We start from the raw sequence: 24,419 nt of genomic DNA, 5'->3' as shown, positions 1-24,419 counted from the left end.
AGAGGCCGGCCCTACACTGCTGACGTGGCCCCGCCGAGCAAGCCCAGACGCGCCACGGTCCACGATGTCGCCGCGGCGGCCGGGATCTCGCGTGGCACGGTCAGCCGCGTCCTGAACGGCGGCTACGTGTCGGCCGAGGCCCGCGCCGCCATCGAGGCCGCCATCGCCGAGGTCGGTTACGTGCCCAACACCGCCGCCCGCAACCTGGTGATGCGCCGCTCCCAGGCGGTCGGCTTCCTGGCCCTGGAGCCGCACTCGCTGCTGCTCGACGACCCCAACATCGGCGCCATCATGCTGGGCGCCAACGAGGTCCTCTCGGTGGCCGACCACCAGATGGTCAACCTGGTCGTCGACTCGGCCCGCGACACCGAACGCGTGGCCCGCTACCTCAGCGGCGGCTTCGTCGACGGGGCGATCATCGTCTCGGCCCGCAGCCACGACCCGATCACCCGGGTCATCGCCGAGCTCCGCCTCCCCGCGACCTTCGTGGGCCACCCACCGGACCTGCACCGCAGCATCCCGTACGTGGGCATCGACAACGTCGGCTCGGCCCGCGCCATCACCGAACGGCTGGCCGCCACCGGCCGCCGGCACATCGCGATGATCGCGGCGGCGCTGGACCGCGACTCCGGCGCCGACCGCCTGACCGGCTTCCGGGCGGCGCTGGGTGATCGCTTCGATCCCCGCCTCGTCGCCGAGGTGCCGCTGTACGACTACGCGTCCGGAGTGAAGGGCATGCGGGAGCTGCTGGCCCGCGAGCCCCGCATCGACGGGCTCTTCGCCGCCTCGGACGCGCTGGCGGCGGGGGCACTGGAGGTGCTGCGCGACGCGGGCCGCAGCGCGCCGGCGGACATCGGGGTGGTCGGCTTCGACGACAGCTCCTGGGCGTCGCGCACGCAGCCACCACTGTCGACGGTGCACCAGCCCGCGCGCGAGATCGGCCGGAACGCGGCGGATCTGGTGCTGCGGCAGCTGCGCGGCGAGGAGCCGGCGCCGGGCAACGTGCTGCTCCCGACCCCGATCGTCTGGCGCGCCTCAGCCTGACCGGCCCCGCGGGACGGCTCAGAGCGGCGGTCGGGTGACGAAAGCCTTCGCCGCGACCGGCGCCACCCGGTCCAGTGACAACACTGAATCACTCACCGTCACGTAGCGGTCCGGAGCGCTGCGGCTGCGCAGCACGAACCCGCCGTTGCCCGCCGGCACCGCGCAGAACGTCGCCTCGGCGTCGTACCCGCGGCTGCCGTCCGCCCGTTCCAGCCGCAGAGCCGACTCCCGCGAGCGCAGGAAGTAGCCCGGGTAGTTGAACGACTCGAACGACAGGCAGGCGGGGTCACCGCGGCCCGCTCGCGCCGTGAAGCGGGAGTCGGCCCGGTCCAGCGCCCGACTGCCCGGTCCCACCGGGTCGATCCGGGCCACGAAGTCGCGGTGCCGGACCCGCCGGCCGGGCTCCCCCACCGGCTCCAGCCCGAATTCTTGGCCCACCACCGGTAGAGCGACGACGGGCGCGGCCGATGTCGCCCGCCCCGGACTGCCGGCCGGGGTGCGGGGCGCCGGCAGCACGTCGCGAACCCGGCTGGTCGCCGGGGGTGCGGGGCGGTCCACCGGTGAGGCGGCCGGTGACGGCTCGCTCGGCTCGACGGTCACCGGCGGCACGGTCGGCAGGGCCACGAAGAGTGGCCCGGGGCGCTTCTCCTCGCGAGAGGTGACGGCCAGACCGACCGCGGCGAGCAGCGCGATCACGGCGGCGGCGACCACGACGGTACGCGTCCGGCCCGGCGCGGTGGCCCGGTGCGGCGCGGGCGCAGACACGGCGGCCATCGGGACGCTGGCGGACGTGCGCGGGGGCGGGGCGAAGTGCTGCGGCGGTGGTACCCACTCGTCGGCGAGCGGGCCATCCTCTGGCGACATCCGGATCCGTTCACTGGTCACATGGTGCGGGACGCCGCGCGGGCGGGTGCAGCAGCAATATTCGGGGCAAAAGCGGCCGGTGGCAAGAGGCAATCCTCGGTTCACCGTCCGTGGTCGATCCGAACCGCACTCCCATCCGTAGTCACGAGGGAATCACCACGCGCCGACGACCGTGACGACCCGCGGCCGGCGGTGCTTGCCCTCGAGGGAGCAACGCGCAGTGGACAACCCCGTACCGGCAGATCCGGACGCCCCGTACCGGCGTCCCGCCGACCCGACGCCGCCCACGCTGCCGTCGATCTCGGACTACTGGCCCGACGCGCCGCACCGCATCGGCCCGCCCGCCGACCACTACACCGACGAACCGACGGAGGCGGCGGTCGACGCGCTGTTGCGCTCCGGCACCCGCGACGGCGACGACACCGGCCGCCGGGACAGCACGAGCCACCTGACGTTCCCGCCGCCGCCCCGCCGGTCGAAGCGGTCCTTCCTGCCGGTCGTCGCGCTGGCCGTCGTCCTCGTGGCCGGGGCCGGCTTCGCCGGGTACGTCTTCGTCGGCCAGGACTCACCCCCGGCCGCCCAGGCCCCGCAGTCCGATGCCGGCGCACCACCGCCGGCGACCGCGCCGCAGCAGCCCGTCGAGCCACAGCCCATCGAGCCGCAGACCGACCCGCCCTCCTCGGCGCCGGCCCCGGCCAACGTGATCTCCGCGCCCGCGCGGGGCCGCGCCGAAGCCGTGTTCGAACTGGTCAGCGACACCGCGGTGATCGACCTGCGGACCGGGGACATCGGCAGGGACCTGTACCGGATCACCACGCCGCAGGACGGCAGCGTGCTCCCCCGCGCGCAGGTCAACTCCAAGGGAGTGCGGCTGTTCCTCGACGAGAAGGGCAAGCGGCCCGACGCGGCGGTCACCGTGCTGCTCAACGCCGACGTGCGGTGGAGCATGCGGATCACCGGTGGCATCAAGGCCGGGGTCTTCGACCTGGGTGACGCCAAGGTGGACGCGGTGGATCTCGCCGGCGACGCGGCGCGGATCGATCTGACGCTGCCGCGGCCGGACGGCACGCTGCCGATCCGGTTGTCGGGCGGGGTGAACCGCTTCGAGGTCTCCACGGACCAGGGTGTCCCGGTACGGGTACGGGCCCGCGGCGGCGCCGGTCAGGTCAAGCTGGACGGGCGCACCGACGACGGGGTGGCCCGCGGTGCCTCGTTCCTGTCGCCGCACTGGGCCGACAGCAAGAACCGCATCGACCTGGACGCCGTGGCGGGCGTCGGTACGTTGCGGGTGGGCCGCGGCTGAGCCGGTGGCCGCACCCGGCGTGGTAGGTGCCGTCCGTGGGCGACGGCCGGCACCTACCCGGGTCGGGTGATCAGTTGTTGACGCAGCCGGCGTTGCTGTTCGCGAGGCCGAGGATCGCGATGCTGTTGCCGCAGACGTTGAGCGGGATGTGCACCGGGATGTACGCCTGGTTGCCGTTCAGCAGGCCGACGTTGCCACTGCTGTACTGACTGCCGTGGTGACCCTTGTGGTGGTGGTGGTTGTTGTAGTCGTCGTCCCAGCCGTGCGCGCTCGCGGGGGCCGAGAACGCCAGGGCAGCGGTGGCCACTCCCACGATCAACGCGAAGCCTCGAACCAGTTTCATGACGAACCCTTCTCTTGCGGACAGGTACTGAGATCAACCTAGCGGCCCCTTTGAGGTGTTTCGCCCGTTTTAGGAAAATCCGCCAAGATTCAGCACGGGCCACGGGAGAGGGTCAGGCCAGGGCCCGCCGCAACGCGTCCGTCCGCAGTGCCCAGGTACGCCGGGACAGCGCCGCGTCAGCCGCGAAGGTCTCGGCCGCGTGATAGCTGCCCGGGTGCACGTGCAGCTCGGTGGGCACCCCGGCCGCCATCAGCCGCTGGGCGAAGGCGATGTCCTCGTCCCGGAACATGTCCACGGTGCCGACGTCGATGAAGGCCGGCGGCAACCCGGTCAGGTCCTCGGCGCGGGCCGGGGCGGCATACTGGTCGGCCTCCTTGCCGCCCAGGTACCAGGCCCACGCCTCGATGTTGCCGGCCCGGTCCCAGATGCCGATGTCGGTGATCTCGTGGCTGGACGCCGTCTCGTTGCGGTCGTCGATCATCGGGTAGATCGGCATCATGAACCGCAGCGCCGGGCCACCACGGTCGCGGGCCATCAGGGCGGTGGCGATGACCAGGCCACCGCCGGCGCTGCCGCCGTAGAGGGCCAGCCGGCCGGGGTCGACACCGAGCTCGTTCGCGTGCGCCGCGGTCCACACCAGACCGGCGTAGCAGTCCTCGGCCGGGGCCGGGTGCGGATGCTCCGGGGCCAGCCGGTACTCGACCGAGACCACGACCGCGCCGACCTCGTCGCAGAGCAGGGTGGCGGTCGGGTCCTCCCCGGCAACGGTGCCGAGGATCATCCCGCCGCCGTGGATGAAGTAGATGCCGGGCAGGGTGCCCGTGGCGTTGCGCGGCCGGTAGATCCGTACGGTGATGTCGGGGTCGCCGACCGGCCCCGGCACCGTGCGGTCCTCCTTGACCACGTTCGGGTTCTCCGGCACCTCGATGGCGCTGAGCAGCGCCTCGACGGTGGCGCGGCGCTGGACGATGTCCGGGATGGCGTTGAAACCACCGGGCAGGGCCTCGAGCAGACCCTCCAGCGGTACGGCGACCTCGGGGTCGATCAGATGACGTCGGGACACGGGTGCTCTCCTTCGCGGATCGTCAGACGGTGAGGGCGAAGCCCTCGTAACCCTTGGCGGCGACCTCGTCGCAACGCTTGCGGTACGCGCCCACCCCACCGGCGTACGGCATGAACACCCGCGGCTTGCCGGGCACGTTGGCGCCCATGTACCACGAGTTCGCCTTGGGGTAGAGCGTGTAGCCGGCGATCTCGTTGACGTGCGCCACCCAGTCGTCCTGGGCCTGAGCGATGGCCTCGATGGTGCGCAGGCCCTCGGAGTCCAGGTGCCGGATGACCCCGGCCACCCAGTCGACGTGCTGCTCGATCGACACCACCATGTTGGACAGCACCGACGGGCTGCCCGGCCCGGTGATCATGAACATGTTCGGGAAGCCGGCCGACCCGATGCCCAGGTACGTCCGCGGCCCGGCCTGCCAGGTCTCCTTGAGTGAGACACCGTCCCGGCCGCGGATGTCGACGTTGGTCAGCGCGCCCGTCATCGCGTCGAAGCCGGTGGCGTAGACGATGATGTCGGCCTCGTACTCGCGCTCGGCGGTCCGCACACCCTTCTCGGTGATCTCCACCAGCGGGGTCCGCCGCAGGTTGACCAGGTGCACGCCGGGCCGGTTGTACGTCTCGTAGTAGCCGGTGTCCAGGCACGGCCGCTTGGTGCCGACCGGATAGTCCGGGCACAGGTCGTCGGCGACCGCCGGGTCCTCGACGATCTCGTGAATCTTGCGGTGGATCCACTGTTTCGCCGTGTCGTTGGCTGCCTGGTCGGTCGCCAGGTCGGTGAAGGTGGAGAGCAGGTTGACCAGGCTGCCGCTCTCCCAGGCCGCCTCGTAGATCGCGTCGCGTTCCGCGTCGGAGACCTCCAGCGCGGACTTCGTCGGCACGGTCACCGGGATACCGGCGGCGGACTCGCGCTGGGCCTGCCGGTACGCCCGGTAGCCGGCCTTGCGCTCGGCGATCTCGTCCGGGCGCAGCGGCCGGTTGCGCGCCGGCAGGGAGTACGCCGGGGTGCGCTGGAAGACGGTCAGGTCCGCGGCCTGCTCGGCGATGACCGGGATCGACTGCACCCCCGAGGAGCCGGTGCCGATGAGCGCGACCCGTCTGCCGGTGAAGTCCACGCCCTCGTGCGGCCAGTGCGCGGTGTGGTAGGTCGCGCCCTTGAACGACTCCAGGCCCGGGATCTCCGGCATCTTGGCCGCGGACAGGCAGCCGGTGGCCATCACGAAGAACCGGGCGCTGACGGCGTCGCCGTGCTCGGTGCGCACGAGCCAGGTGCCGGCGTCCTCCTCCCAGGTCGCGGCGGTCACCCGGGTCCGGAAGACGATGTCGCGGCGCAGGTCGAAGCGGTCGGCGACGTGGCGGGCGTACTTGAGGATCTCGGGCTGGGTCGGGTAGCGCTCCTCCCACTGGTATTCCTGCTCCAGGTCCGGGGAGAAGGAGTACGAGTAGGCGAGGCTCTCCACGTCGACCCGGGCACCGGGATAGCGGTTCCAGTACCAGGTGCCGCCGACGTCGGTGCCGGCTTCGAAGACGACGACGGACAGGCCCTGCTCGCGGAGCTGGTGCAACAGGTACATGCCGGAGAAACCGGCCCCGACGACGACGGCGTCGACGGACCGTGGGGTGGGCTGGGCTTCGGAAGCGGACATCATGCCTCCCGGGTACGGCTGCGTACGAGGTGCCGGTGCCGGCGGCGGGCGCACGCCCCGCAGTGCGTGCGTCATCGCGGCGCGACCGGCGGTGCGGAACGCGCGCTGGGGGCAGCGCGGACGGGAAATCTGTGCGGTCAATGTGACCTGCCACACAAGCTAGAATGCATCCTGCAGCGCGTCAATGTTTCCGCCCGGTCACGACAGAGCGGCCCACCCGGCCAACCGCTTCAGTCGGCCCCGCCGGGGTCGATAGAGCAACCATGAGGCGGAGCCGGAACAGCCGGGGCACCAGCGCGGGCTCGCGCGTGTTCCTCGCCTATGCCGTCGCCAGCCTGGTGCTCGTCGGGCTGCTCGGCGTCCTGCTCGTGCAGGGCTACCGCGACGACGCCGCCCGGCAGAGCGCCGACCAGGGCCGCGCCCAGGCCTCGGTCATCGAGGAGATGGCCGTCGCGCCCGCCCTGGACGGCGCCGACCTCGCGGCCGGGCTCACCGCGATCCAGCGGCAGCGGCTGCAGGAGGCCACCGACCTCGCGATCTTCCACGGCTCGGTGCTCAGCCTGCGGCTGCGCAGCTTCGCCGGGCAGGTCGCCTTCTCCGACGACGGCTCCACCGCCGGCGGCATCCCGGTGTCCGCCCCGGCCTTCCGCGAGGCGGCCGCCGGCCGTACCGACGTCGCCGTGGTGGCCGACTCCCGGCGCAGCTCCGGCATGGTCATCCGGGTGCTGCAGCCGGTCATCGCCGGCGCCTCCGGGCAGGCGGTGGGCGTGCTGGAGCTCTATCTGCCGTACGACGCGATCGCCGCGCACCTGCACCGGCAGATGTACGTCACCTACTGGCGGCTCGGTGCCGCCCTGGCCGCGTTGTACCTGGTGCTCGCCCTGATCGCGTGGTCCACCTCGCGGTCGCTGCGCCGCTACGCCTCCCGGCAGGAGCACGAAGCGCTGCACGACGCGCTGACCGGCCTGCCCAACCGCGCCGCCTTCCGCTCGCGCGCCCGGGAGACCGTCGCCGCGGACGGCCCCCGCGGCGCGATCGTGCTGGTCGACCTCAACCGCTTCAAGGAGGTCAACGACACGCTGGGTCACCACGCCGGGGACGAGTTGCTCAGAGTGGTCGCGTCCCGGCTGTCCGGCGCGCTCGGCGGCGCCGGCATCGTCGCCCGGCTGGGCGGCGACGAGTTCGGTCTGATCCTGCCGGCGCTCCCCCGCGACGCGGTGCTCGACCTGCTCGAGACGGCCCGGGGCGAGCTCGTGCGGGAGACCCTGCTCGACGGGGTCGCGCTGCGCATCGAGGCCAGCTTCGGCGTGGCGTTGTACCCGGAGCACGGCACCGACGTCGAGGAGCTGCTGCAGCACGCCGACGCCGCGATGTACCAGGGCAAGCGCGGCACCGCCGACATCGTCCTGTACGACCGCAGCCAGGTCGCCCAGCCCGCGCACTGGCTGATGGTGCAGACCGAGCTGCGCCACGCGCTGGAACGCGACGAGCTCGTCCTGCACTACCAGCCGAAGGTGCGCCTGGCCGACGACGGGATCAGCGGCCTGGAGGCCCTGGTGCGCTGGCAGCACCCGCGGCGCGGGCTGCTCTCACCGGCCGAGTTCCTGCCCGCGGCCGAGCAGTCCGGGCTCATCGAGCCGCTGACCGCCTGGGTGCTGCGCCGGGCCCTGCAGGACCAGGCCGGCTGGACGGCGCTCGGCCAGCAGTGGCCGGTGGCCGTCAACGTCTCCGCCCGCAACCTCGAGGCCCCCGGCTTCCCGCGGGTGGTGGCCGGGTTGCTGGCCGAACACGGCACGCCGCCCGGGCGGCTGCTGCTGGAGATCACCGAGACCGCGCTGGCCGGGGACGCCGCGACGGCCGCCGACGCGGTCGTCGAGCTGACCGCCCTGGGCATCGGGGTCTCGGTCGACGACTTCGGCATCGGTTACACGAGCCTGTCGCAGCTGCGGTCCGTCCCGGTCGCCGAGGTCAAGATCGACCGCAGCTTCGTCACCGACCTGGACACCGACGCGCCCAACCAGGCGATCGTCCGCTCGGTGATCGCCCTGGCGCACGGGCTCGGTCTGCGGGTCACGGCCGAGGGCGTGGAGACCCCGGCGGTGAGCGGCTGGCTCGCGGACGCCGGTTGCGACGACGCGCAGGGCTTCCACTTCGCCCGGCCCACAGCCTGGCCGCACCTGCTCGACCTCTACCTCAACCCGCGTGGCAGCGGCCGGCACGCCCGCGCCGAGCTCGACGCCGCCCCGGCCGCCGCACCCGTCGAACCCGAGTTCCTCAATACCGGAGGTATCCGATGAAGCAGTCCCTGAGCCGTCGCGTCCGACTGGCCGCCACCGGTATCACCCTGGCCCTGGCCGCCGGCGGCTGCGGGCCGGCCCCGGCCGGCACCGATGAAGCGGCGACCGGTGAGGTAGCGGTGGACCAGCAGATCCGGGCCATGCTGCCGGACGCGGTCCGCGACCGGGGCAGCATCCAGCTCGCCACGGACCCCAGCTACGCGCCGATGGAGTCCTACGCGCCCGACGGCCGCACCATCATCGGCTTCGACGCGGATCTGGCCGCGGCGCTCGGCTCGATCACCGGGATCCGGGTGGAGATGGTGGCGGCCGACTTCAGCTCGGCCATCGACGAGACCGTCAAGGGCACCTACGACGGCGTGCTCTCCTCGATGACCGACACCGCGGAACGCGAGAAGCTGGTGGACTTCGTCGACTACTTCTCCGCCGGCACCGCGATCGTCGTGCAACGGGGCAACCCGCGCGGCATCTCGGACCTCAAAGACCTGTGCGGCCAGGTCGTGGCGGTGGAGAAGTCCACCGTGCAGGCCGACCTGCTGCGCCGCTCCCAGCCCAGCTGCGGAGCAGACAAGATCATCATCAAGAACTTCAAGACCAATGCGGACGCCCTGCTGCAGGTCCGCACCGGGCGGGCGGTCGCCATCCTGAACGACTATCCGCCGGCCGCCCACCTCGCCACCGACGGCCGGACCCGCTCGTACTACCAGCTCGCCTCGACCGTGCAGTACGAGCCGGGCCTGATGGGACTGGCCGTGGCCAAGGACAACACGCGCCTGCGGGACGCGCTGCGCGCCGCGCTGGACTCGCTCATCCGCTCCGGCCGCTACACCGAGCTGCTGCAGCGCTGGGGCCTGGCGAACGGCGCGCTGGCCACGTCGTCGATCAACGCGGGCAGCTGACGCGGGCTCAGGACCGGGCGGCTCAGGATCGGGAGTTGCGCGGCAACGCGGACAGCCGGCGGCCCCGGATCAGGGCCTGCCGGCGGCCGATCTCCCGGCCGTCCGGGGTGAACTCGACGCCCTCCACCTCGTACCAGTTCTCGCCGTCGCGCTGGATGGGTCTGTTCCAGTCGACGCGTTCGACCCGCAGGTCCAGGGAGCCGGTGCCGAAGCAGTAGTCCGTCTCCGCGAAGTGACTCACCGGCCGGTTCGGGCCGCGATTGGCGTCCATGATTTCACTCCTCGTCCGGTAACCGTGCACGTGCCCAAGCATCGCCATATGCGCGGACCGACGCAAGGCCGGATGCACGTGCATATGCACACGGGACGAAAAGTGGAAGATCCGCCGGGCTGCTCCGCCGTTCGGACGATGTCCGGCGTGTCGGCGTGACTCTCAGCGCGCGATCTGATGCAGCGCGTCGTCGAGGAGGGCCACGGTGCGTTCCGGAGGCTCCGCCTCCAGGCAGGCCCGCTCCATCGCGATCAGGTAATGCTCCACGTCACCGGGCTTGTCCAGATAGATCGCCCCGGTCAGCTGCTCGACGTAGACCACGTCGGGCAGCTCGGGCTCCGAGAACCGCATGATGGCGAACGGGAAATCGGCCGGCCCGGCGGCTCCCTGATGGAACGGCACGATCTGCAACCGGACGTTCGGCCGCTGGGCGGCCTCGAGCAGGGCCTGCACCTGGGCCCGCATCACGTCCGGACCGCCGATCTCACGCCGCAGCACCGCCTCGTCGAGCACGGCCCAGAACTGCGGCGGGTCCGGCCGGGTGAGCACCCGCTGCCGGCTGCGCCGCAGCTCGATGCGCCGCTCGATCTCCGCGGCCGGCGCGGTCACGTGCTCGCGGCGCAGCACGGCCCGGGCGTAGTCGGCGGTCTGCAACAGACCCGGCACGTAGTGCGCCTCGTATGCCCGGATCAGCGAAGCCGCTTCCTCCAGGCCCAGATAGGACAGGTACCACTGCGGCACGACCTCGCCGAACTGCCGCCACCAGGCCGGGGCGTTCGCCCGCCGGGCCAGCTCCAGCAGGGCCTTGCTCTCCCGCTCCCCGACGCCGTAGAGGGTGAGCAGATCGGCCACGTCGCGCTCCTTGAAAGGAACGCGGCCGAGCTCCATCCGGCTGATCTTGGACTCCGAGCCGCGGATCTCCCAGCCTGCCGCCTCGCGTGAGATGCCGCGGGCCTGGCGCAGACGCCGCAGCTGCACGCCGAGCTGGATGCGCAGCGCCGTGGGTCCGCTGCGGTAGTCCTGATCCGTCGAAGTCATTGTCTCCTCCCTGTCACCTTTGTGCCCCGCTGCACGTGCATACAACCGTGCAGTGTCCATGGAAGATGCGCAACCTTCTGCACGATCATCGAGCCCGCGGGGTACGGATCAGCCCCCGGCCCCCCACCGCCCCCGGGAGAGTGGTACGCAGAGCGCATGACACAGAGCACCGAGACCACCTACGACGTCATCGTGCTGGGCGCGGGTCCGGTCGGGGAGAACATCGCGGACCGGGCCGTACAGGGCGGGCTGACCGCCGTCCTGGTCGAACACGAGCTCGTCGGCGGCGAGTGCTCGTACTGGGCCTGCATGCCGTCGAAAGCCCTGCTGCGCCCGGCCGAGGCCGTGCGGGCCGCCCGGCAGGTCGGTGGGGCGTCCCAGGCCGTGACCGGCGCCCTGGACGTGCCGGCGGTGCTCGCCCGGCGGGACTCCTTCTCCAACGACTGGTCCGACGCGGGTCAGGTGGAGTGGGCCGAGGGCGCGGGCATCTCGGTGATCCGCGGCCACGGCGCCCTGACCGGCGTCCGCGAGGTCACGGTCACCGCGGCCGGCGGCGCCACCACCGTGCTCACCGCCCGCCACGCCGTCGCGGTCGCCACCGGCACCGACGCGGCCGTGCCGGACATCGACGGGCTGCGCGCGGCGCGGCCCTGGACCAGCCGGGAGGCGACCAGCGCCCGCAAGGTGCCGGGCAGCCTGGCGATCATCGGCGGCGGGGTGGTCGCCACGGAGATGGCCACGGCGTACGCGGGCTTCGGCACGAAGGTGACCGTGATCGCCCGCGGCGGCCTGCTGGGTGGCATGGAGCCGTTCGCCGGTGAGCTCGTCGCCGCGGCGTTGCGCGAGCAGGGCGCCACGGTCCTGCTGCACACCGCCACCACGCAGGTCACCCGGACCGCCGACGGCGTCGAGATCCGCACCGGCGACGGCGCCACGGTCACGGCCGAGGAGGTGCTGGTGGCGACCGGGCGCACCCCGCGTACCGGTGGGATCGGTCTGGAGACCGTGGGGCTCACGCCGGGTGACTGGATCACCACCGACGACACCATGCGGGTGCCCGGGTCCGACTGGCTCTACGCCGCCGGTGACGTGACGCACCGCGCGCTGCTCACCCACCAGGGCAAGTACCAGGCCCGGGCGGCCGGCGACGTCATCGCGGCCCGGGCGGCGGGCGCGCCCGTCTCGGACGGGCCGTGGGGCACCCACGTCGCGACCGCCGACCACCGCGCGGTCCCCCAGGTCGTCTTCAGCGACCCGCAGGTGGCCTCGGTCGGGCTCACCGCGGCGGCCGCGCGCGAGGCCGGGCACCAGATCCGCGTGGTCGACTACGAGATCGGCCGGGTCGCCGGGGCGAGCCTGCACGCGGACGGGTACGCCGGCACCGCGCGGATGGTCGTCGACGAGCAGCGCGAGGTGGTGCTCGGCGTGACCTTCGCCGGACCGGACGTCGCCGAGCTGCTGCAGTCGGCGACGATCGCGGTCGTCGGTGAGGTGCCGTTGTCCCGGCTGTGGCACGCGGTGCCGGCGTACCCCACGGTCAGCGAGATCTGGCTGCGGCTGCTGGAGACCTACGGCCGGCCTACCCGGTGACCGCCGGGCGGTAGCGGGCGATGATCACTCCGGTGGTCGTGGTCACGGTGTCGACCAGGGTCATCGCCCGGTGCGCCGCGGGCCCCTCGCCGAACAGCTTCGTCCCGGCGCCCAGGGCGAGCGGGTGGATCGACAGGACGTACTCGTCGACGAGGCCGGCGGCGGCCAGGGCCCGGACGAGCATGCCGCTGCCCAGCACCACCAGGGCCCCGTCGACCTCGGCCTTGAGCTTGGCCACGGCCCCGGTGACCTCGCCGGTCACCAGGACCGAGTTCTGCCAGGGCAGCGGCCCGGTCAAGGTGCGCGAGACCACGTACTTGGTCTTGCGGTTGAGCACCTCGGTGTACGGGTTGCCGTCGGTCTGCCGGGCCCAGAACCCGTGGAAGTCGACGTAGGTCCGCCGCCCGAACAGCATCGCGCCGTCGTCGCCCATCCCCTTGCCCATGGTGGCGGCCGCGACGTGATCGGCGTAGGGACGGGCCCAGCCGCCGTACCCGAAATCGCCCCTGGTGTCCTCGTCGGGACTGCCCGGCGCCTGCATCACGCCGTCCAGGCTCAGCTGCTCCACGACCACGATCTCGCCCATGGCGTTCTCCTTTCCCCGGGCCCGCCCGGCGCGGGCCTGCACCGGTTACACGAACGGGCGGTCCTCGGATCGACAATCTTGGGGCGGCGACTATCGTGTGGTGAATGCCGAACGACGCCGTGGTCACGTATCAGCAGGTGGACGCCGATGGTCTGGTGGTCGCCGCCCTCGCCGGGGAGATGGACCTGGACCGCGCGGACGCGGTCCGCGACAGCCTGGCGGCCGCCGCCGCCAGCGGCGAGTGCCGGTATCTGAACGTCGACGTCAGCGAGGTCACCTTCATCGACTCGTACGCGCTGGGTGCGCTGGTGAGCGCGCGCAACACCGCGGCCAGCACCGGGGTGTCGCTGACCCTGACCAACCCGTCGCAGCCGGTCCGCAAGGCCATCCAGGTGACCGGCCTCAGTCACGTCTTCGGCCTGCCCGCCACGACTGAGTGAGGGCCATGGACTACCGCCGCACCTACCGGGCCGCCGCCGTCTCCTTCGCCGACCTCGTGTCCCGGCTGCCGGCCGACCGCTGGGACGGCCCGGGCGCCGGCGACTGGAGCCTGCGCGAGCTGATCGGCCACACAGTCAGCTCCGCCCTGCGCCAGGTGCCGCCGGTGCTCACGACCACCGGCGGTGTGGCGACGCTGCACGCACCGGAGGACTACTGGGCCTTCGCACGTTCCGCGCCGCCGGAGCTGCACGCCGCGGCGACGGCGGCCTCGTCGGCCGACGCCCGGGAGACCGGCGCGTGGCTCGGCGACGACGCGGCCGTCCGGGTCGGCGAGCTCGCCGGGCAGGCCACCGCGGCGCTGGCCGCCGCCCACGACGACGACGTGGTGACCACGGCCGCCGGCGGCATGCGGGTCCGGGACTGGCTGCCCACGCGCACCTTCGAGCTGGTCGTGCACGGCACCGACATCGCCGCCGCCACCGGGGTGACCTTCGACGCGCCGCCGGACGCCGTGGCCGAGGCCGTCACGCTGGCCGCCCGGGTCGCCGCCGCGGTGGGCGACGGCGAGCTGGTGCTGCGGGCCCTCACCGGCCGGGCCGGCCTGCCGGAGAAGTTCTCGGTCGTCTGAGTCCGATGGCCGACCGCCCGGAACGTGACCAGGTGCACACTTCGCAGCCGGTCGTCCCGCCCTCTACAGTGGCAGTTCGATCCGGCTCGATTCCCTCTCCGCGCACGAGGAGTGACGTGACCCTGGTGGCCCCGGCGACCACGGACGCCGCCCCCGGGGCACCACCCCGGGAGGACGGCGACGACGGCCCGCGGGTGCCCGGCGCGCGGATCCGGATCCCGCGACCGCTGCTCGTCTGGGGGCCGGCCGTGCTCCCCGCGCTGCTCATGCTGGTCGTCGGCCGCATCGGGCTGCGCCGGCCCGCCGTCGGCTGGGACGAGAACGCGACCTGGCTGGCCAGCCGGCGCACGCCCGGGCAGATCGTCGACCTGGCGCGGCACTTCGACGGCGTGATCTCCCCGTACTACCTGTTCATGCACTTCTGGACGGGTGTCTTCGGCGACTCGGAGTTCTGGCTGCGCGCGCCGTCGCTGATCGCGGTGGCGCTCGGTGTGGGCATCTCGGCCGAGCTGGGCCGCCGGCTGTTCGGCCCGGCCACCGGCCTGCTCGCCGGCCTGCTGCTGGTCACCGTGCCCCAGCTCTCCCGCTACGCCCAGGACGCCCGGGCGTACGGCCTCGCCTTCCTCTTCGCCACCCTCGCGACCCTGCTGCTGCACCGGGCGCTGCGGCAGCCGTCCTGGGCGCACTGGATCGCGTACGGCGTCACCGTCACGCTGCTCGGCCTCTCGCACATCCTGGCGCTGCTCGTGCTGATCGGGCACGCGTACGCGGTGGTGACCCGGGCCCGCCGGGACCCGGCCGCGGTCCGGCCGGTGCGCTGGTTCGTGGTGACCGCCGTCGCCGTGCTGCCCGTGCTGCCGTTCGTCTATCTCGGCCTGACCCAGCGCGGCTCGCAGCTCGACTGGCTCCCGCCGATGACCGTGCGTCAGGTGCTCGACGCGCCGGGCGACATCTTCGGGGCCGCGGCTGTCGGCCTGCTGCTGATCGGCCTGGCTCTGGTGGCCCGGCACCGCGACGCCCGCCTGCTGCGCGAGTTCGCCGTGCTGGCGGTGGCGCCACCGGCGGTGCTGATGGCCGTCTCGTTCGTCACCTCGTCGCTGTGGGTCCCGCGCTACGTGCTCGTCGTGGTGCCGGCGGTCTGCCTGTGCGCGGCCGTCTCGTTGCGGGTCGTGCCGCTGCGGGCCGTCGCGGCTCTCGTGCTGCTGGCCGCGGTCGGTGCGCCGGCCCAGCAGCGGCTGCGCGCCCAGACCAGCCACATGGGCCCGGACTTCCGCACGGTGGCGCGCCAGCTGCAGCAGCACCAGCAGCCCGGCGACGTGATCGTCTACGGCACCTCGGGCACCTGGTCACTGCGCGCGGGCATCGACTATCAGCTGCGCGGCCGGGAGAAGCCCCGCGACGTGCTGCTGCGCACCCCGGCAGCCGAGGTGGGCGAGCTCGACGCGGTGCAGTGCGCCGACCAGGTGGCGTGCCTCGGCTCGGCGCGGCGGGTGTGGCTGTTCCGCTGGCAACCGGCCGGCCGGCAACTGACCGCCGAGGCTCCGCTGTCGGGCGCCGGCGCTCTCGGTCCCGTGCTCACCGGCCGATACAAGGTGGCGGGCGTCTGGCGCGCCACCAAGGCCAACCTGGTCCTGTTCGAGCGGCGCTGACCACCGGACCGGCCGGGCGGGCGGTCAGCGACGGGCCGGTGTCACGGGACAGGACAGCACGCAGGGGTACTGCATCCACGCCCGCAGGTCGCCGCGCGGGTCGAAGAGGTAGGCGCCGTCGCCGTGGGCCTGCTGGTCGAAGGTCGGGTTGTCGAAGACGGGGGCGGTCTGACCCCAGTACTTGTGCGTCGCTGTGGGCGTACCGGATCCGACGTGCACGTAGACCGCGCCCCGCGCGGGCAGGACCGTGCCCGCCGGGAAGGTGTAGCGGCGCAGGGCCGAGTCGCGCACCCACCATCCGGCGACCGGGACCGGCGCGGCCGACCCGTTGTCGATCCGGACCCATTCGCCGTTGAGATTGCGGTCGTCGGCGCCGTCGGCGTCGTAGTTGACCACCACGCCGAGCGGGCTGCTCTGGGCCGGCCCGCTCCCGCACGCGTCGGTGTCGAAGAGGTTGACGCCGTCGCGGGCCGCCTGGGCCTGCGCCAGCCGGTAGCGGGAGTTCCAGGCCCACTCCGCGCCGAACGGCTGCCACAGCGCCAGTCCGTGGCGCAGCAGGTCCAGGCCGACGTCGTGCCAGGTGCCGTTGATCCGCACCGCGACGCTGCGCAGCGGACGGGACCGGCTGCTGCTGGAGGCCTGCTGGGCGGTCAGGCGGACCACTCCCCCGCCGGCCTTCACGAGCTGCTCCAGGCGGGCGGTGGCGGCGAGGCTGTGACACTCACCGCGGCGGCGCTGCACCACGGAGGAGTAGACGGTCTGTTCCATCGCCTGCGCGTTGATGAGGCGGATCGAGCGGGGTGTGGTCGTGCCGTCCCCGGCCACGTCCACCGACAGGGTGTCGCCGTCGTTGACCAGGACGACTTTGCCGGACCAGACCAGGCACGTCGGGCTCGGGGCGCTCGGCAGGCACGGCGTGGTCGCGGCCGCGGCCGGCGTCGCCGGCGCGACGGCGAGGGCGCCGGCCGTGACGGCGGCGGCGAGAGCGGAGACCAGGCGACGGAGCATGCCTGACCCATCGACCGCCCGCGCCCGCGGGTGAGGAGATCGCCCACACCCGGTGGTGGTGCGACGCCCTAAGCTTCGGTCGTGCCGACCCCGCCGGAGATCGTCCAGCTGCTCGCCTCGCCCGTCCATCGCTTCGAGGGCCGCCCGTCGGACGGCCCGTCGCCGGCCCCCGACGGTGAAGTGGTCGACGAGGTCCGCATCCGGGCCGGCCTCGGCATCGTCGGCGACCGCTACTTCGGCAAGCAGGCGCACCGCGACGCGAGCGTCACCGTCATCGCGGCCGAGTCGCTGCCCGCGGGCGCCGACCTGGTCCAGGTCCGGCGCAACATCCTGGTCCGCGGCATCGCGGTCGACGACCTGGTCGGCGCGGTGCTGGTCCTGGACTCCGGCGACGGCCCGGTGGCGCTGCAGGTACGCCGCCGGGCCAACCCGTGCGCATGGCTGGACACCACGATCGGCCCCGGGACGTGGCGGGCGTTGCGCCACAAGGGCGGAATCCGCTGCACCCCGCTCAACGACGGCACCCTGCGCCGGGGGCCGGTGACAGCCACGGTGGAGGGCAGACTGTTCGCATGACCCTCGATCTGGACCGCCTCATGCGCTTGTGGGACGCCCCTCCCGGGCCCACGGCGGAGGCGGACTTCGCCGCGCTCTACCAGGACCCGTTCCGGCTGAACGGCACCGAGTCCACCCCGGCCGCACTCGCCGCGATGTCGCGCGCGCTGCATGCGGCGATCACCGGGCAGAGCCGGGAGATTCTCGAAGTCGTGGCTCCGTCGGCGGACAAGCTCGCGGTGGCCTTCGTGGTGCGGGGCCGGCAGACCGGGGTGCTCGCCACCCGGCTCGGTCCCGTGCCACCGTCCGGGCGGACCGTGGAGATGCACGTCATCGACATCTTCACGGTCCACGCCGGACTGATCACCGAGGTGCGGGCGGTCTCCGACGAGCTGGGAATGCTGCTCGGCCTGGACGCGGTGCTCCGCAAACCGGCGCACGACTAGCGGCGGGGGCGGAATTCCCGGGCCAGGACGTCCCGGGCCACCCGGGTGCCGAGCTGGGCTCCCTGCACGTCCGCGCTGCGGAAGTGCACGCCCGCCCAGATCCGGGCCTCCACCACCTCGGCCAGCGCCTGCGAGAAGCTGGTGAACGAGCGGGTGGTGCCCGAGTCGGCGCTGTAGGCGCTGAACGCCAGGTCGTCACGGCCGAAGAAGGTGCGCAGCGCCAGCATGACCGCCGAGGTCGAGCAGGTGTGGCCGGACGTGTGGTCCGGGAACGGAGGCGTCACCACCAGCGGGGTCCAGGCCGGGTCGGCGGTGGTGGCCGGGTTGCCGTCGGTGTCGGCCAGCTGGACCGCGGTCACCGGACGCCAGAAGTTCCAGCGCTTCTTCTCGGCGAAGCAGGCGGTCAGGGCGTCGGCGTTCGCGATGTCGGCCATCGCGAACATCCGGGCCGTCTGCAGCGGGCCGAGCCGCCGGCTCTGCGCGAGGTCCCGCTTGATCTGCCACTCCCCGAGACGCCGGTCGTGCCACCACAGCGCGGCCTGCGTCTGGTCCGCGGTGCGCTCGGTGCTGGCGGCCGAGCCCAGGGCCTTCACCTCGTTGAGCTCGCGGGCCCAGGCGGCGCTGGTCAGGGCGGGCGGGCCGGCGGTGCGGTAGGCGGTGGCATCGTCGACGACGAACGGCCGCAGGTCCGCGAGCCAGGCGCCGTCCTGGGCGAACGCGGGCGGGGTGGGCCGCCACTGCCCGGGCGCGGTGCTGACGTTCCAGGTGCCGGTGCCGAACGCGCCGTCGTCGCGGCGGGCCTCGATCATCGCGGCCGCGGCCTGCTCGCCCACGGCGAGCCCGCCGCGCTTCGCGCGACCGTCGGGGATCGCGGCGAGCGCCTGGTCGTACTGGGCCGTCAGAGCGGCCGCCTGGGCGGGGAAGAGCGAGAGCAGCACCCGGTAGGCCGCGCCGGCGACGGCGGCGTCGGCCGAGTCGCCGCGCCGGCTGCGCGGAGCGATCAGGTACGGCTGGTACGGCGTTCCGGCGACCGCGTTCACGGCGTCGTACACCGCTCCCTGCACCATCGCGAAGCTGCGCCCGGTCACGTTAGGTGACTGCCGGGCGACTTCGTAGATGGCGGTCTGCGCGTGGACGTTCCACGTGATCACCGCGTTGGGTGTGGACGCGGCCAGGGCCGGTGTGGGCGTGAGCACGGCCGGCCCGGTCAGAGTGAGCGCGGCCAGCACGGCCGCGGCCCGAGTCCTCGAGAACATCGTTTCCCCCGTCGACGAGGCCGCCGGAAGCCGCCGGCCGGGTACAGCCTGCGACCCGGCCCAGCGGGCGGACAAGAGATCGAAATGCGGAAATGTCTCGGGTATCAGCCCGGGCGGCTTTTGGCTCTTTACCCGGCGAGGCGCGGATGCCGTCTGCATCCTGCAGCGGGCCACCGGAATCCGTGAGCCCGGAACCGTGGCTATCATCGGCAGCCACGGACGCCGGTGGAGGTCGACGCGACATGAGCACCACGCGCACGCGGCTCGGCCTGGCGGTCGCGCTCGTGGCCGGCGCAGCCCTGCTGGCGCTGCCGGCCGGCGGCAACGCGCAGCCCGCAGCGCCGGTCACCGCGGCGGTGGCCTGGCCGCAGGCGCAACGCGGCACCGTGCAGGCGGCCCTGCCGGACGGCGCCGAGTATCGCCCGGGCCTCTTCCTCGACGCCCGCACGTCCCTGGGCACCGCGGCGAGCACCGACGACCGCTACCTGCGCCTGGTCCGCGTCGGCGCGGACGGCACGGTCCGCGAGCTCCGGCGGCTGCCCCGCGCGGAACACCCGTCCTTCCAGGCCCTGACCGTCGCCGGTGACGTGCTGGCCTGGGTGGAGAGCACCGACGGCGGCAAGCTCCGGCTCTTCACGGCCGGCTCGCGCGACGCGCGGCCACCCCGGGAGCTGACCGCCGACCTGGGCCGCGCCGAGTTCTACCAGTCGCAGTACGACCTGGTGATCGCCGACGGCCGGGTGCACTGGGTCGCCGCGGACACCGGCGAGGTCACCCAGCTCCGCTCCGTCGCGCTGACCGGCGGGCCGGTGGACGTCCGCCGCGAGCCCGGCACGTGGAAGCTGTCGGCCTGGCCGTGGCTGGTCAACGGGGTCAACGACAGCGCGGGCAGCACCCTGCTGCGCAACCTGGGCACGGGCCGGGACAGTACGGTCGGCCACGCCCGGGACCGGGCCATCACGGCCTGCAGCCCGGCCTGGTGCCGGGTGGCGTCACTGACCGGGGACGGGCTCAGCCGCATCGAGCTGATGCGCCCCGACGGCAGCGACCGGCACCGCATCGCCGGGGACACCGCCGCGACCGTGATCGTCGACGTGGCGCCGCTGGACCGCTTCGAGGTGCTCTCCCGGATCGGCCCGAACTCGGAGCTGACCGGCAACAACGAGCTGATCGCGGTGGAGATCGCCACCCGCCGGACGGTGGAGATCAGCCCGGACGCCGGCTCGGTGTCGTACCGGGACGGCATGCTGTGGTGGTCGACCGGCAACCTGGACGCTGTCGTCTGGCACGCCCTGGACCTGCGCACCATCTGACGGCCGGCGGCCGACGGTCGGGACGGCTCAGGCCGGGACGGTGAGCTCCTCCAGGCCGGTGAGGACCTGCTCCGAGGCAAACGTCGCCGTGGCCAGCTGGCGGGTGACCTCGGCCAGCACGGCGGCCTGCTCCTGCATCGCCGCCGCGATGTCCGTCTGGACCTCGTAGAGGCCCGCCACCGCCGACGTGGTCGAGCCGAAGGTGCTGGCCACGTCGCCGGTCTGCGCGACGATCGCCTGGATCACGCCGTTGACCCGTTCCACCGACTCGGCCGTCTGCTGGGCGAGCTGCTTGACCTCGTTGGCCACCACGCCGAAGCCCCGGCCGGCCTCCCCGGCGCGGGCCGCCTCGATGGTGGCGTTCAGGGAGAGCAGGTTGGTCTGCCCGGCCAGCTGCGCGATCAGCGCGTTGACCGTGGCGATCTCGCCGACCGACGACTCCAGGGCGCGCACCTTGTCCGCCGCGGCCGAGGCGGTGTCCTTGCCCGCGGCGGCACTCCCGGCCGCGTCCCGCGACTGCCCGGCGATGTCGTGGACCGCACCGGCGAGCGTCGCGAGGGCGGCGTCGACCGCGCTGACGGCGGCGAGGGCGGCCCGGGCCTGGTGACCGATGGCCAGAGCGTCGGACGCCAGCCGCTCGGCGCGTACCGCCGTCTCGGCGGACCGGACCCGATCCGTCTCGGCCGCACGGGCCGCGGCCTGCTGCTCGGCGTACGCGGTGGCGGAGCGCTGGGCCTCGGCGGCCTCGGCCAGTGCCTCGTTCTCGCGTTCAGCCTGTTCGGCGAAGTGCCAGAGCACGATGATGCCGATCACCTCGAGGGCGGCCAGCCCCGCGTGCAGGGCGACCTGACCCAGGCCGTCGAGCACTGACATGTGGTGCATGCCGAACACCCGCTCCGGGTTCAGCAGGCCCAGGGTGCCGTGGTGCAGCACCACGATGACCACGGCCCAGAGCAACGGCGTCCACTGCTGGTAGAGCGCGACGAAGACCAGGATGGCGTACAGGTGGATGTGCATGGCCATCTCGCCGCCGGACAGCTCGATGGCCGCGAACGTACAGGCGATCAGGCCGATGCTGGTGACCGACGACCTGGCCCGGGGGTCGCGCAGCACGGCGGCGGTGACGGCGAGCGCGCCGATGCCCGCCGGGAGGGCCAGCGCCTCCCACCCGGGCATCGGCCCGAGCAGTCCCAGCAGGACCAGCGCCGGCAGGTGCAGCCACAGCAGGGTGGTGATGATCCGATGGCGCGCGGCCCAGGACTCCGGGGACAGCCGGGCACCGCGCGGCAGCCGGGACGCGAGCGTGGTCATGGCACCATCATCCGGCCTGCGGCAGACCGGCGAGGCGGATCGTCGAAGTCGGCCGGACCGGGGCTCGGGGAAAAGAAGCCGGCCGATGCGGTAACCGGGCGGGCCGTGCCGGACCTGAACGTTTCGACGAGGCCGCGCGACGAGGGGAGAAGGCCGGCGTGAGCGACGAGGAGGAGTTCACGGCGTTGTTCCGCCGGCACTATCCCCGCGTGCTGGCGTTCGTGTCCCGCCGTACCGATCAGGCCCGGGCCCATGACGTCGTCGCCGAGACCTTCGCCACCGCCTGGCGGCACTTCGCGCGGCTGCCGGCGGAGCCGCTGCCGTGGCTATACCGGGTCGCCCGCAACAGCCTGGCCAATGAGGAGCGGGCCGCACGGCGCCGGGCCCGGCTGTTCGAACGGATGGCCGGCGGAGGTGTGCCGTCGGCCCCGGACCATGCCGTCTCGGTCGTCGCGGACGCCGGGCTGCGCGAAGCCCTGAGCCGGTTGTCGCGCCTCGACCGCGAGGCGTTGCTGCTGATCGGCTGGGAGGGCCTGGACCACGACGCCGCCGCGCACGTGCTGGGCTGCACGGCCGTGGCTTTCAAGGTACGGGTGCACCGGGCCCGCCGCCGCCTCGCCCGATTGCTGGAGGCGGCCGACCAGGATCAGGCGCCACCGCTGCCCCGACCGTACGAGTTGCACAATGCCGCGAGCCAGAGGGGGAAGTCCGCATGACCGAGCAGGACGCCATGACCCGGCTGGCCGCCGCCAATCCCGTACCGGATGCCGACGTGCGCGACTCCGCGACCTCGACCCGCGCGCTCTTCCTGCAGCGGGCCGTGCTGGCGCAGCCGCGCAGCCGCCGCCCGGGCCTCACCGGCCCGACGTGGCGGTACGCCGTCGTGCCGGCCGCGCTGGCCGCCGTGGCAGTCGCCGCGTTCGCCGTCGTGCACCGGACGCCCCCGCCGCCGCAGCCGCCGCTGCAGGCCGGGGCGAGCACGGCCACGCCGCAGAGCATCCTGGCCGCAGCGGCCGAACAGGCCGGACGCGACGGCCCGCGCGGGCAGTTCGTGCACGCCACCGGCACCGTCGCGCGGATCGTGCACCTCGGCCCCGGCGCCGGTTACGACGTCATCCGCGTCGACACCGTCCGGAGTGTCCAACCGGCGGCCGGGCTGCCCGGGGAGGGCTGGCTGACGATCGGCGAGCAGGGATCGAGTGTGCGGCCGCTGACCGCCGCCGACGCGGCCGCGTACGCCGCGGACGGCTCACCGGGACCGGCGGAGTTACCGACCGACGGCGAGCAGACCCTGTATCCGGACCTGGCCGGCGACGAACCGTACGCGGGTGAGCTGGGCGACCTGCCGGACGACCCTGCGCGGACCGGACCGGCGATGCTCGCCTGGCTGGCCGAGGCCGGGCAGGAGCTTCCCCCGGACCCGCAGGGCTGGCTGTTCCGCACCGGCACGAAGCTGCTCGACACGTTCACCGCCGTGGCGGGCGGTGCGGACCGGGCGAAGATCTACCGGATGCTGGCCGGCCTGACCGGGGTGCGGACGCTGGAGGCGGGCGCGGATCCGCTGGGCCGGCCGGCGCGAGCGCTGGCCTACACGGCGACGACACCTCGCTACGGGCTCGTCGAGTGGCAGGTGTATCTCGGGCCGGACTCCGACCGGATCACGTACACCCAGGCGGTGGTCCGGCAGCCGGGCGCGGCCAACGCGGGCCTGCCCGCCGGTGCCGTCCAGTACAGCACTGCCGTCACGGCGGTCACCTGGAGCGACAAGCCTTGAACCGGGGGGTCCGTACCGTCGCGGTCGGCGCACTGACCGCCCTCCTGGTCCTGGTCGTACGGGTCTTCGACGCGCACTACCGCTTCTTCGACATGGTCATCTACCACGACGCGATCCGGTCGTGGAGCAACGGCGGGGAGCTGTACGACTACGTCGCCCCGGTCCGCGGCGACCTGGGCTTCACCTACCCGCCGTTCGCGGCGTTCGTGCTCACGCCGGTGGCCCGGGTCCCGGCGGCGACGGCGGGCTGGCTGAACGCCGTGGGCAGCGTGCTGGCCCTGGCCGTGGTGCTCGCTGTGCTCGCCGCCCCGATCGCGGCCCGGCACGGCCGCAAGTTGCGGCTCGTGCTGGCGGCGGCCGTGCCGCTCGCCCTGTGCACCGAACCGGTCCGGCAGACGCTCGGCTTCGGGCAGGTCAACCTGTGGCTGTTCGCCCTCGTGCTGCTCGACCTGGTGGTGCTGGGCCGTACCGGCTCCCGCTGGACCGGCGCCGGCGTCGGTCTCGCCACCGCGATCAAGCTGACGCCCGGCCTGTTCATCGTGTATCTGCTGGTCACCGGGCAGTGGCGGGCGGCGCGCACGGCGACGGTGACCATGGCGGCGCTGACCGGCGGCGCGTTCCTGCTGGCCCCGGCGGAGTCGTTGCGCTACTTCGGCGACCTGCTGTGGCAGACCGACCGGGTGGGCACCGCGGCCGCACTGACCAACCAGTCGCTGACCGGCCTGCTGGCCCGCGTGGCCGGGACGCCGGCCGCACCGGTTTGCTGGTGGGTCCCGCTCTGCGTGCTGGTCCTGGTGGTGGGGCTGCGCCGGGCCCGCCAGGCGTACGCGGCCGGCGACACCGTGACGGCGCTGACCCTGACCGGCCTCACCGCCAACCTGGTCAGCCCCGTGTCCTGGACCCACCACCTGGTGTTCCTGCCGGTCGCGGTGCTCGTGCTGGCCGACATCGCCGCCCGGCGCCGCGATCCCGGGCCGGCACTGGCCGCGGTCACCGTCTACGCCCTCAGCGTCGTCTCCCCGATCTGGCTCGTCCCGGACGACAGCGGCGGCCTCCGGGCCCTCGTCCTGCGCAACGCCTTCACCCTCCTGCTGCTGA

23 protein-coding genes and 1 pseudogene are annotated in these 24,419 nt (G+C 73.4%); 14 read left to right on the top strand and 10 right to left on the bottom strand.

What is annotated here, in order from left to right; genetic code table 11:
- The first annotated feature begins 24 nt into the window (after positions 1 to 24).
- On the top strand, positions 25 to 1,044 hold the full coding sequence (locus ACWEOZ_RS26350) for a LacI family DNA-binding transcriptional regulator (protein ID WP_451913343.1): 1,020 nt from the start codon (positions 25 to 27) through the stop codon (positions 1,042 to 1,044).
- 18 nt (positions 1,045 to 1,062) lie between these two features.
- On the opposite strand, the gene ACWEOZ_RS26345 is transcribed toward ACWEOZ_RS26350, so the two are convergent.
- Entirely contained in the window at positions 1,063 to 1,818 is a 756-nt protein-coding gene (locus ACWEOZ_RS26345) for an AbfB domain-containing protein (protein ID WP_451913342.1), read from the bottom strand.
- A 310-nt stretch (positions 1,819 to 2,128) separates the two neighbouring features.
- On the opposite strand from ACWEOZ_RS26345, the gene ACWEOZ_RS26340 reads away from it, so the two are divergent.
- The gene (locus tag ACWEOZ_RS26340) at positions 2,129 to 3,211 is read left to right on the top strand and encodes a hypothetical protein (RefSeq protein ID WP_451913341.1); all 1,083 of its coding nucleotides are present in this window, start codon (positions 2,129 to 2,131) and stop codon (positions 3,209 to 3,211) included.
- A 70-nt stretch (positions 3,212 to 3,281) separates the two neighbouring features.
- On the opposite strand, the gene ACWEOZ_RS26335 is transcribed toward ACWEOZ_RS26340, so the two are convergent.
- The 3 genes from ACWEOZ_RS26335 to ACWEOZ_RS26325 all read right to left on the bottom strand — a co-directional run bounded on the left by ACWEOZ_RS26335 (position 3,282) and on the right by ACWEOZ_RS26325 (position 6,259).
- The gene (locus tag ACWEOZ_RS26335; RefSeq protein ID WP_451913340.1) at positions 3,282 to 3,554 is read right to left on the bottom strand and encodes a chaplin family protein; all 273 of its coding nucleotides are present in this window, start codon (positions 3,552 to 3,554) and stop codon (positions 3,282 to 3,284) included.
- Positions 3,555 to 3,666: 112 nt separating this feature from the next.
- Positions 3,667 to 4,617 carry an alpha/beta hydrolase gene (locus tag ACWEOZ_RS26330; RefSeq protein WP_451913339.1) on the bottom strand — a complete coding sequence of 317 codons (951 nt, stop codon included), beginning with the start codon at positions 4,615 to 4,617 and terminating at the stop codon, positions 3,667 to 3,669.
- A gap of 22 nt (positions 4,618 to 4,639) precedes the next feature.
- Entirely contained in the window at positions 4,640 to 6,259 is a 1,620-nt protein-coding gene (locus ACWEOZ_RS26325; protein ID WP_451913338.1) for a flavin-containing monooxygenase, read from the bottom strand.
- A gap of 263 nt (positions 6,260 to 6,522) precedes the next feature.
- Here ACWEOZ_RS26325 and ACWEOZ_RS26320 point away from each other — a divergent pair, with 263 nt between their 5' ends.
- Positions 6,523 to 8,556 carry a putative bifunctional diguanylate cyclase/phosphodiesterase gene (locus ACWEOZ_RS26320; protein ID WP_451913337.1) on the top strand — a complete coding sequence of 678 codons (2,034 nt, stop codon included), beginning with the start codon at positions 6,523 to 6,525 and terminating at the stop codon, positions 8,554 to 8,556.
- Positions 8,553 to 9,455, top strand: coding sequence for an ABC transporter substrate-binding protein (locus ACWEOZ_RS26315; protein ID WP_451913336.1), 903 nt, complete (start codon positions 8,553 to 8,555; stop codon positions 9,453 to 9,455). The genes ACWEOZ_RS26320 and ACWEOZ_RS26315 overlap by 4 nt, the downstream gene beginning before the upstream one ends.
- A 22-nt stretch (positions 9,456 to 9,477) precedes the next feature.
- Here ACWEOZ_RS26315 and ACWEOZ_RS26310 read toward each other — a convergent pair whose 3' ends face one another.
- Both ACWEOZ_RS26310 and ACWEOZ_RS26305 read right to left on the bottom strand, forming a co-directional pair.
- Positions 9,478 to 9,726, bottom strand: a complete 249-nt coding sequence (locus ACWEOZ_RS26310) for a hypothetical protein (protein WP_451913335.1) — start codon at positions 9,724 to 9,726, stop codon at positions 9,478 to 9,480.
- A gap of 162 nt (positions 9,727 to 9,888) precedes the next feature.
- Entirely contained in the window at positions 9,889 to 10,764 is an 876-nt protein-coding gene (locus ACWEOZ_RS26305; protein WP_451913334.1) for a helix-turn-helix domain-containing protein, read from the bottom strand.
- Between the two features lie 156 nt (positions 10,765 to 10,920).
- Here ACWEOZ_RS26305 and ACWEOZ_RS26300 point away from each other — a divergent pair, with 156 nt between their 5' ends.
- The gene (locus ACWEOZ_RS26300) at positions 10,921 to 12,354 is read left to right on the top strand and encodes a dihydrolipoyl dehydrogenase family protein (RefSeq protein ID WP_451913333.1); all 1,434 of its coding nucleotides are present in this window, start codon (positions 10,921 to 10,923) and stop codon (positions 12,352 to 12,354) included.
- On the opposite strand, the gene ACWEOZ_RS26295 is transcribed toward ACWEOZ_RS26300, so the two are convergent.
- Positions 12,344 to 12,940, bottom strand: coding sequence for a dihydrofolate reductase family protein (locus ACWEOZ_RS26295; RefSeq protein WP_451913332.1), 597 nt, complete (start codon positions 12,938 to 12,940; stop codon positions 12,344 to 12,346). The two genes, ACWEOZ_RS26300 and ACWEOZ_RS26295, sit on opposite strands and share 11 nt — an antisense overlap.
- Positions 12,941 to 13,044: 104 nt before the next feature.
- On the opposite strand from ACWEOZ_RS26295, the gene ACWEOZ_RS26290 reads away from it, so the two are divergent.
- The 3 genes from ACWEOZ_RS26290 to ACWEOZ_RS26280 all read left to right on the top strand — a co-directional run bounded on the left by ACWEOZ_RS26290 (position 13,045) and on the right by ACWEOZ_RS26280 (position 15,658).
- Positions 13,045 to 13,380, top strand: coding sequence for an STAS domain-containing protein (locus ACWEOZ_RS26290; protein ID WP_451913331.1), 336 nt, complete (start codon positions 13,045 to 13,047; stop codon positions 13,378 to 13,380).
- A gap of 5 nt (positions 13,381 to 13,385) precedes the next feature.
- The gene (locus ACWEOZ_RS26285; protein WP_451913330.1) at positions 13,386 to 14,009 is read left to right on the top strand and encodes a maleylpyruvate isomerase N-terminal domain-containing protein; all 624 of its coding nucleotides are present in this window, start codon (positions 13,386 to 13,388) and stop codon (positions 14,007 to 14,009) included.
- Between the two features lie 116 nt (positions 14,010 to 14,125).
- On the top strand, positions 14,126 to 15,658 hold the full coding sequence (locus tag ACWEOZ_RS26280; RefSeq protein WP_451913329.1) for a glycosyltransferase family 39 protein: 1,533 nt from the start codon (positions 14,126 to 14,128) through the stop codon (positions 15,656 to 15,658).
- Between the two features lie 24 nt (positions 15,659 to 15,682).
- Here ACWEOZ_RS26280 and ACWEOZ_RS26275 read toward each other — a convergent pair whose 3' ends face one another.
- Positions 15,683 to 16,666: a lamin tail domain-containing protein gene (locus ACWEOZ_RS26275; protein ID WP_451913328.1), complete on the bottom strand. Its 984-nt coding sequence runs from the start codon at positions 16,664 to 16,666 to the stop codon at positions 15,683 to 15,685.
- 81 nt (positions 16,667 to 16,747) lie between these two features.
- Between ACWEOZ_RS26275 and ACWEOZ_RS26270 the strand changes: the two genes are divergently transcribed.
- Positions 16,748 to 17,242, top strand: coding sequence for a molybdenum cofactor biosysynthesis protein (locus ACWEOZ_RS26270; protein WP_451913327.1), 495 nt, complete (start codon positions 16,748 to 16,750; stop codon positions 17,240 to 17,242).
- Positions 17,239 to 17,667 (top strand): ester cyclase, encoded by a 429-nt coding sequence (locus ACWEOZ_RS26265; protein WP_451913326.1) that lies wholly within the window; start codon positions 17,239 to 17,241, stop codon positions 17,665 to 17,667. Before ACWEOZ_RS26270 ends, ACWEOZ_RS26265 begins: the two co-directional genes overlap by 4 nt.
- Here the strand turns inward: ACWEOZ_RS26265 and ACWEOZ_RS26260 are convergent.
- Positions 17,664 to 18,923: a vanadium-dependent haloperoxidase gene (locus ACWEOZ_RS26260; protein WP_451913325.1), complete on the bottom strand. Its 1,260-nt coding sequence runs from the start codon at positions 18,921 to 18,923 to the stop codon at positions 17,664 to 17,666. The two genes, ACWEOZ_RS26265 and ACWEOZ_RS26260, sit on opposite strands and share 4 nt — an antisense overlap.
- Before the next feature lie 242 nt (positions 18,924 to 19,165).
- On the opposite strand from ACWEOZ_RS26260, the gene ACWEOZ_RS26255 reads away from it, so the two are divergent.
- A complete protein-coding gene (locus tag ACWEOZ_RS26255; RefSeq protein WP_451913324.1) occupies positions 19,166 to 20,236 on the top strand; it encodes a hypothetical protein in 1,071 nt (356 codons plus the stop codon).
- A 27-nt stretch (positions 20,237 to 20,263) separates the two neighbouring features.
- Here the strand turns inward: ACWEOZ_RS26255 and ACWEOZ_RS26250 are convergent, their stop codons facing one another.
- The gene (locus ACWEOZ_RS26250; RefSeq protein WP_451913323.1) at positions 20,264 to 21,547 is read right to left on the bottom strand and encodes a methyl-accepting chemotaxis protein; all 1,284 of its coding nucleotides are present in this window, start codon (positions 21,545 to 21,547) and stop codon (positions 20,264 to 20,266) included.
- Positions 21,548 to 21,705: 158 nt separating this feature from the next.
- On the opposite strand from ACWEOZ_RS26250, the gene ACWEOZ_RS26245 reads away from it, so the two are divergent.
- From ACWEOZ_RS26245 to ACWEOZ_RS26235, 3 genes and pseudogenes are all read left to right on the top strand, one after another.
- Positions 21,706 to 22,263 carry an RNA polymerase sigma factor gene (locus ACWEOZ_RS26245; protein WP_451913322.1) on the top strand — a complete coding sequence of 186 codons (558 nt, stop codon included), beginning with the start codon at positions 21,706 to 21,708 and terminating at the stop codon, positions 22,261 to 22,263.
- Positions 22,260 to 23,321, top strand: a complete 1,062-nt coding sequence (locus tag ACWEOZ_RS26240) for a hypothetical protein (protein WP_451913321.1) — start codon at positions 22,260 to 22,262, stop codon at positions 23,319 to 23,321. Before ACWEOZ_RS26245 ends, ACWEOZ_RS26240 begins: the two co-directional genes overlap by 4 nt.
- Positions 23,322 to 23,413: 92 nt before the next feature.
- Positions 23,414 to 24,199 (top strand): annotated as a pseudogene (locus ACWEOZ_RS26235) (glycosyltransferase family 87 protein); the annotation flags it as partial.
- Positions 24,200 to 24,419: the final 220 nt, after the last annotated feature.

The organism is Actinoplanes sp. NPDC004185, assembly GCF_053603475.1.
Note: the sequence above shows the minus strand (reverse complement) of the source record. Positions and strands in the feature narration are given on the sequence as shown.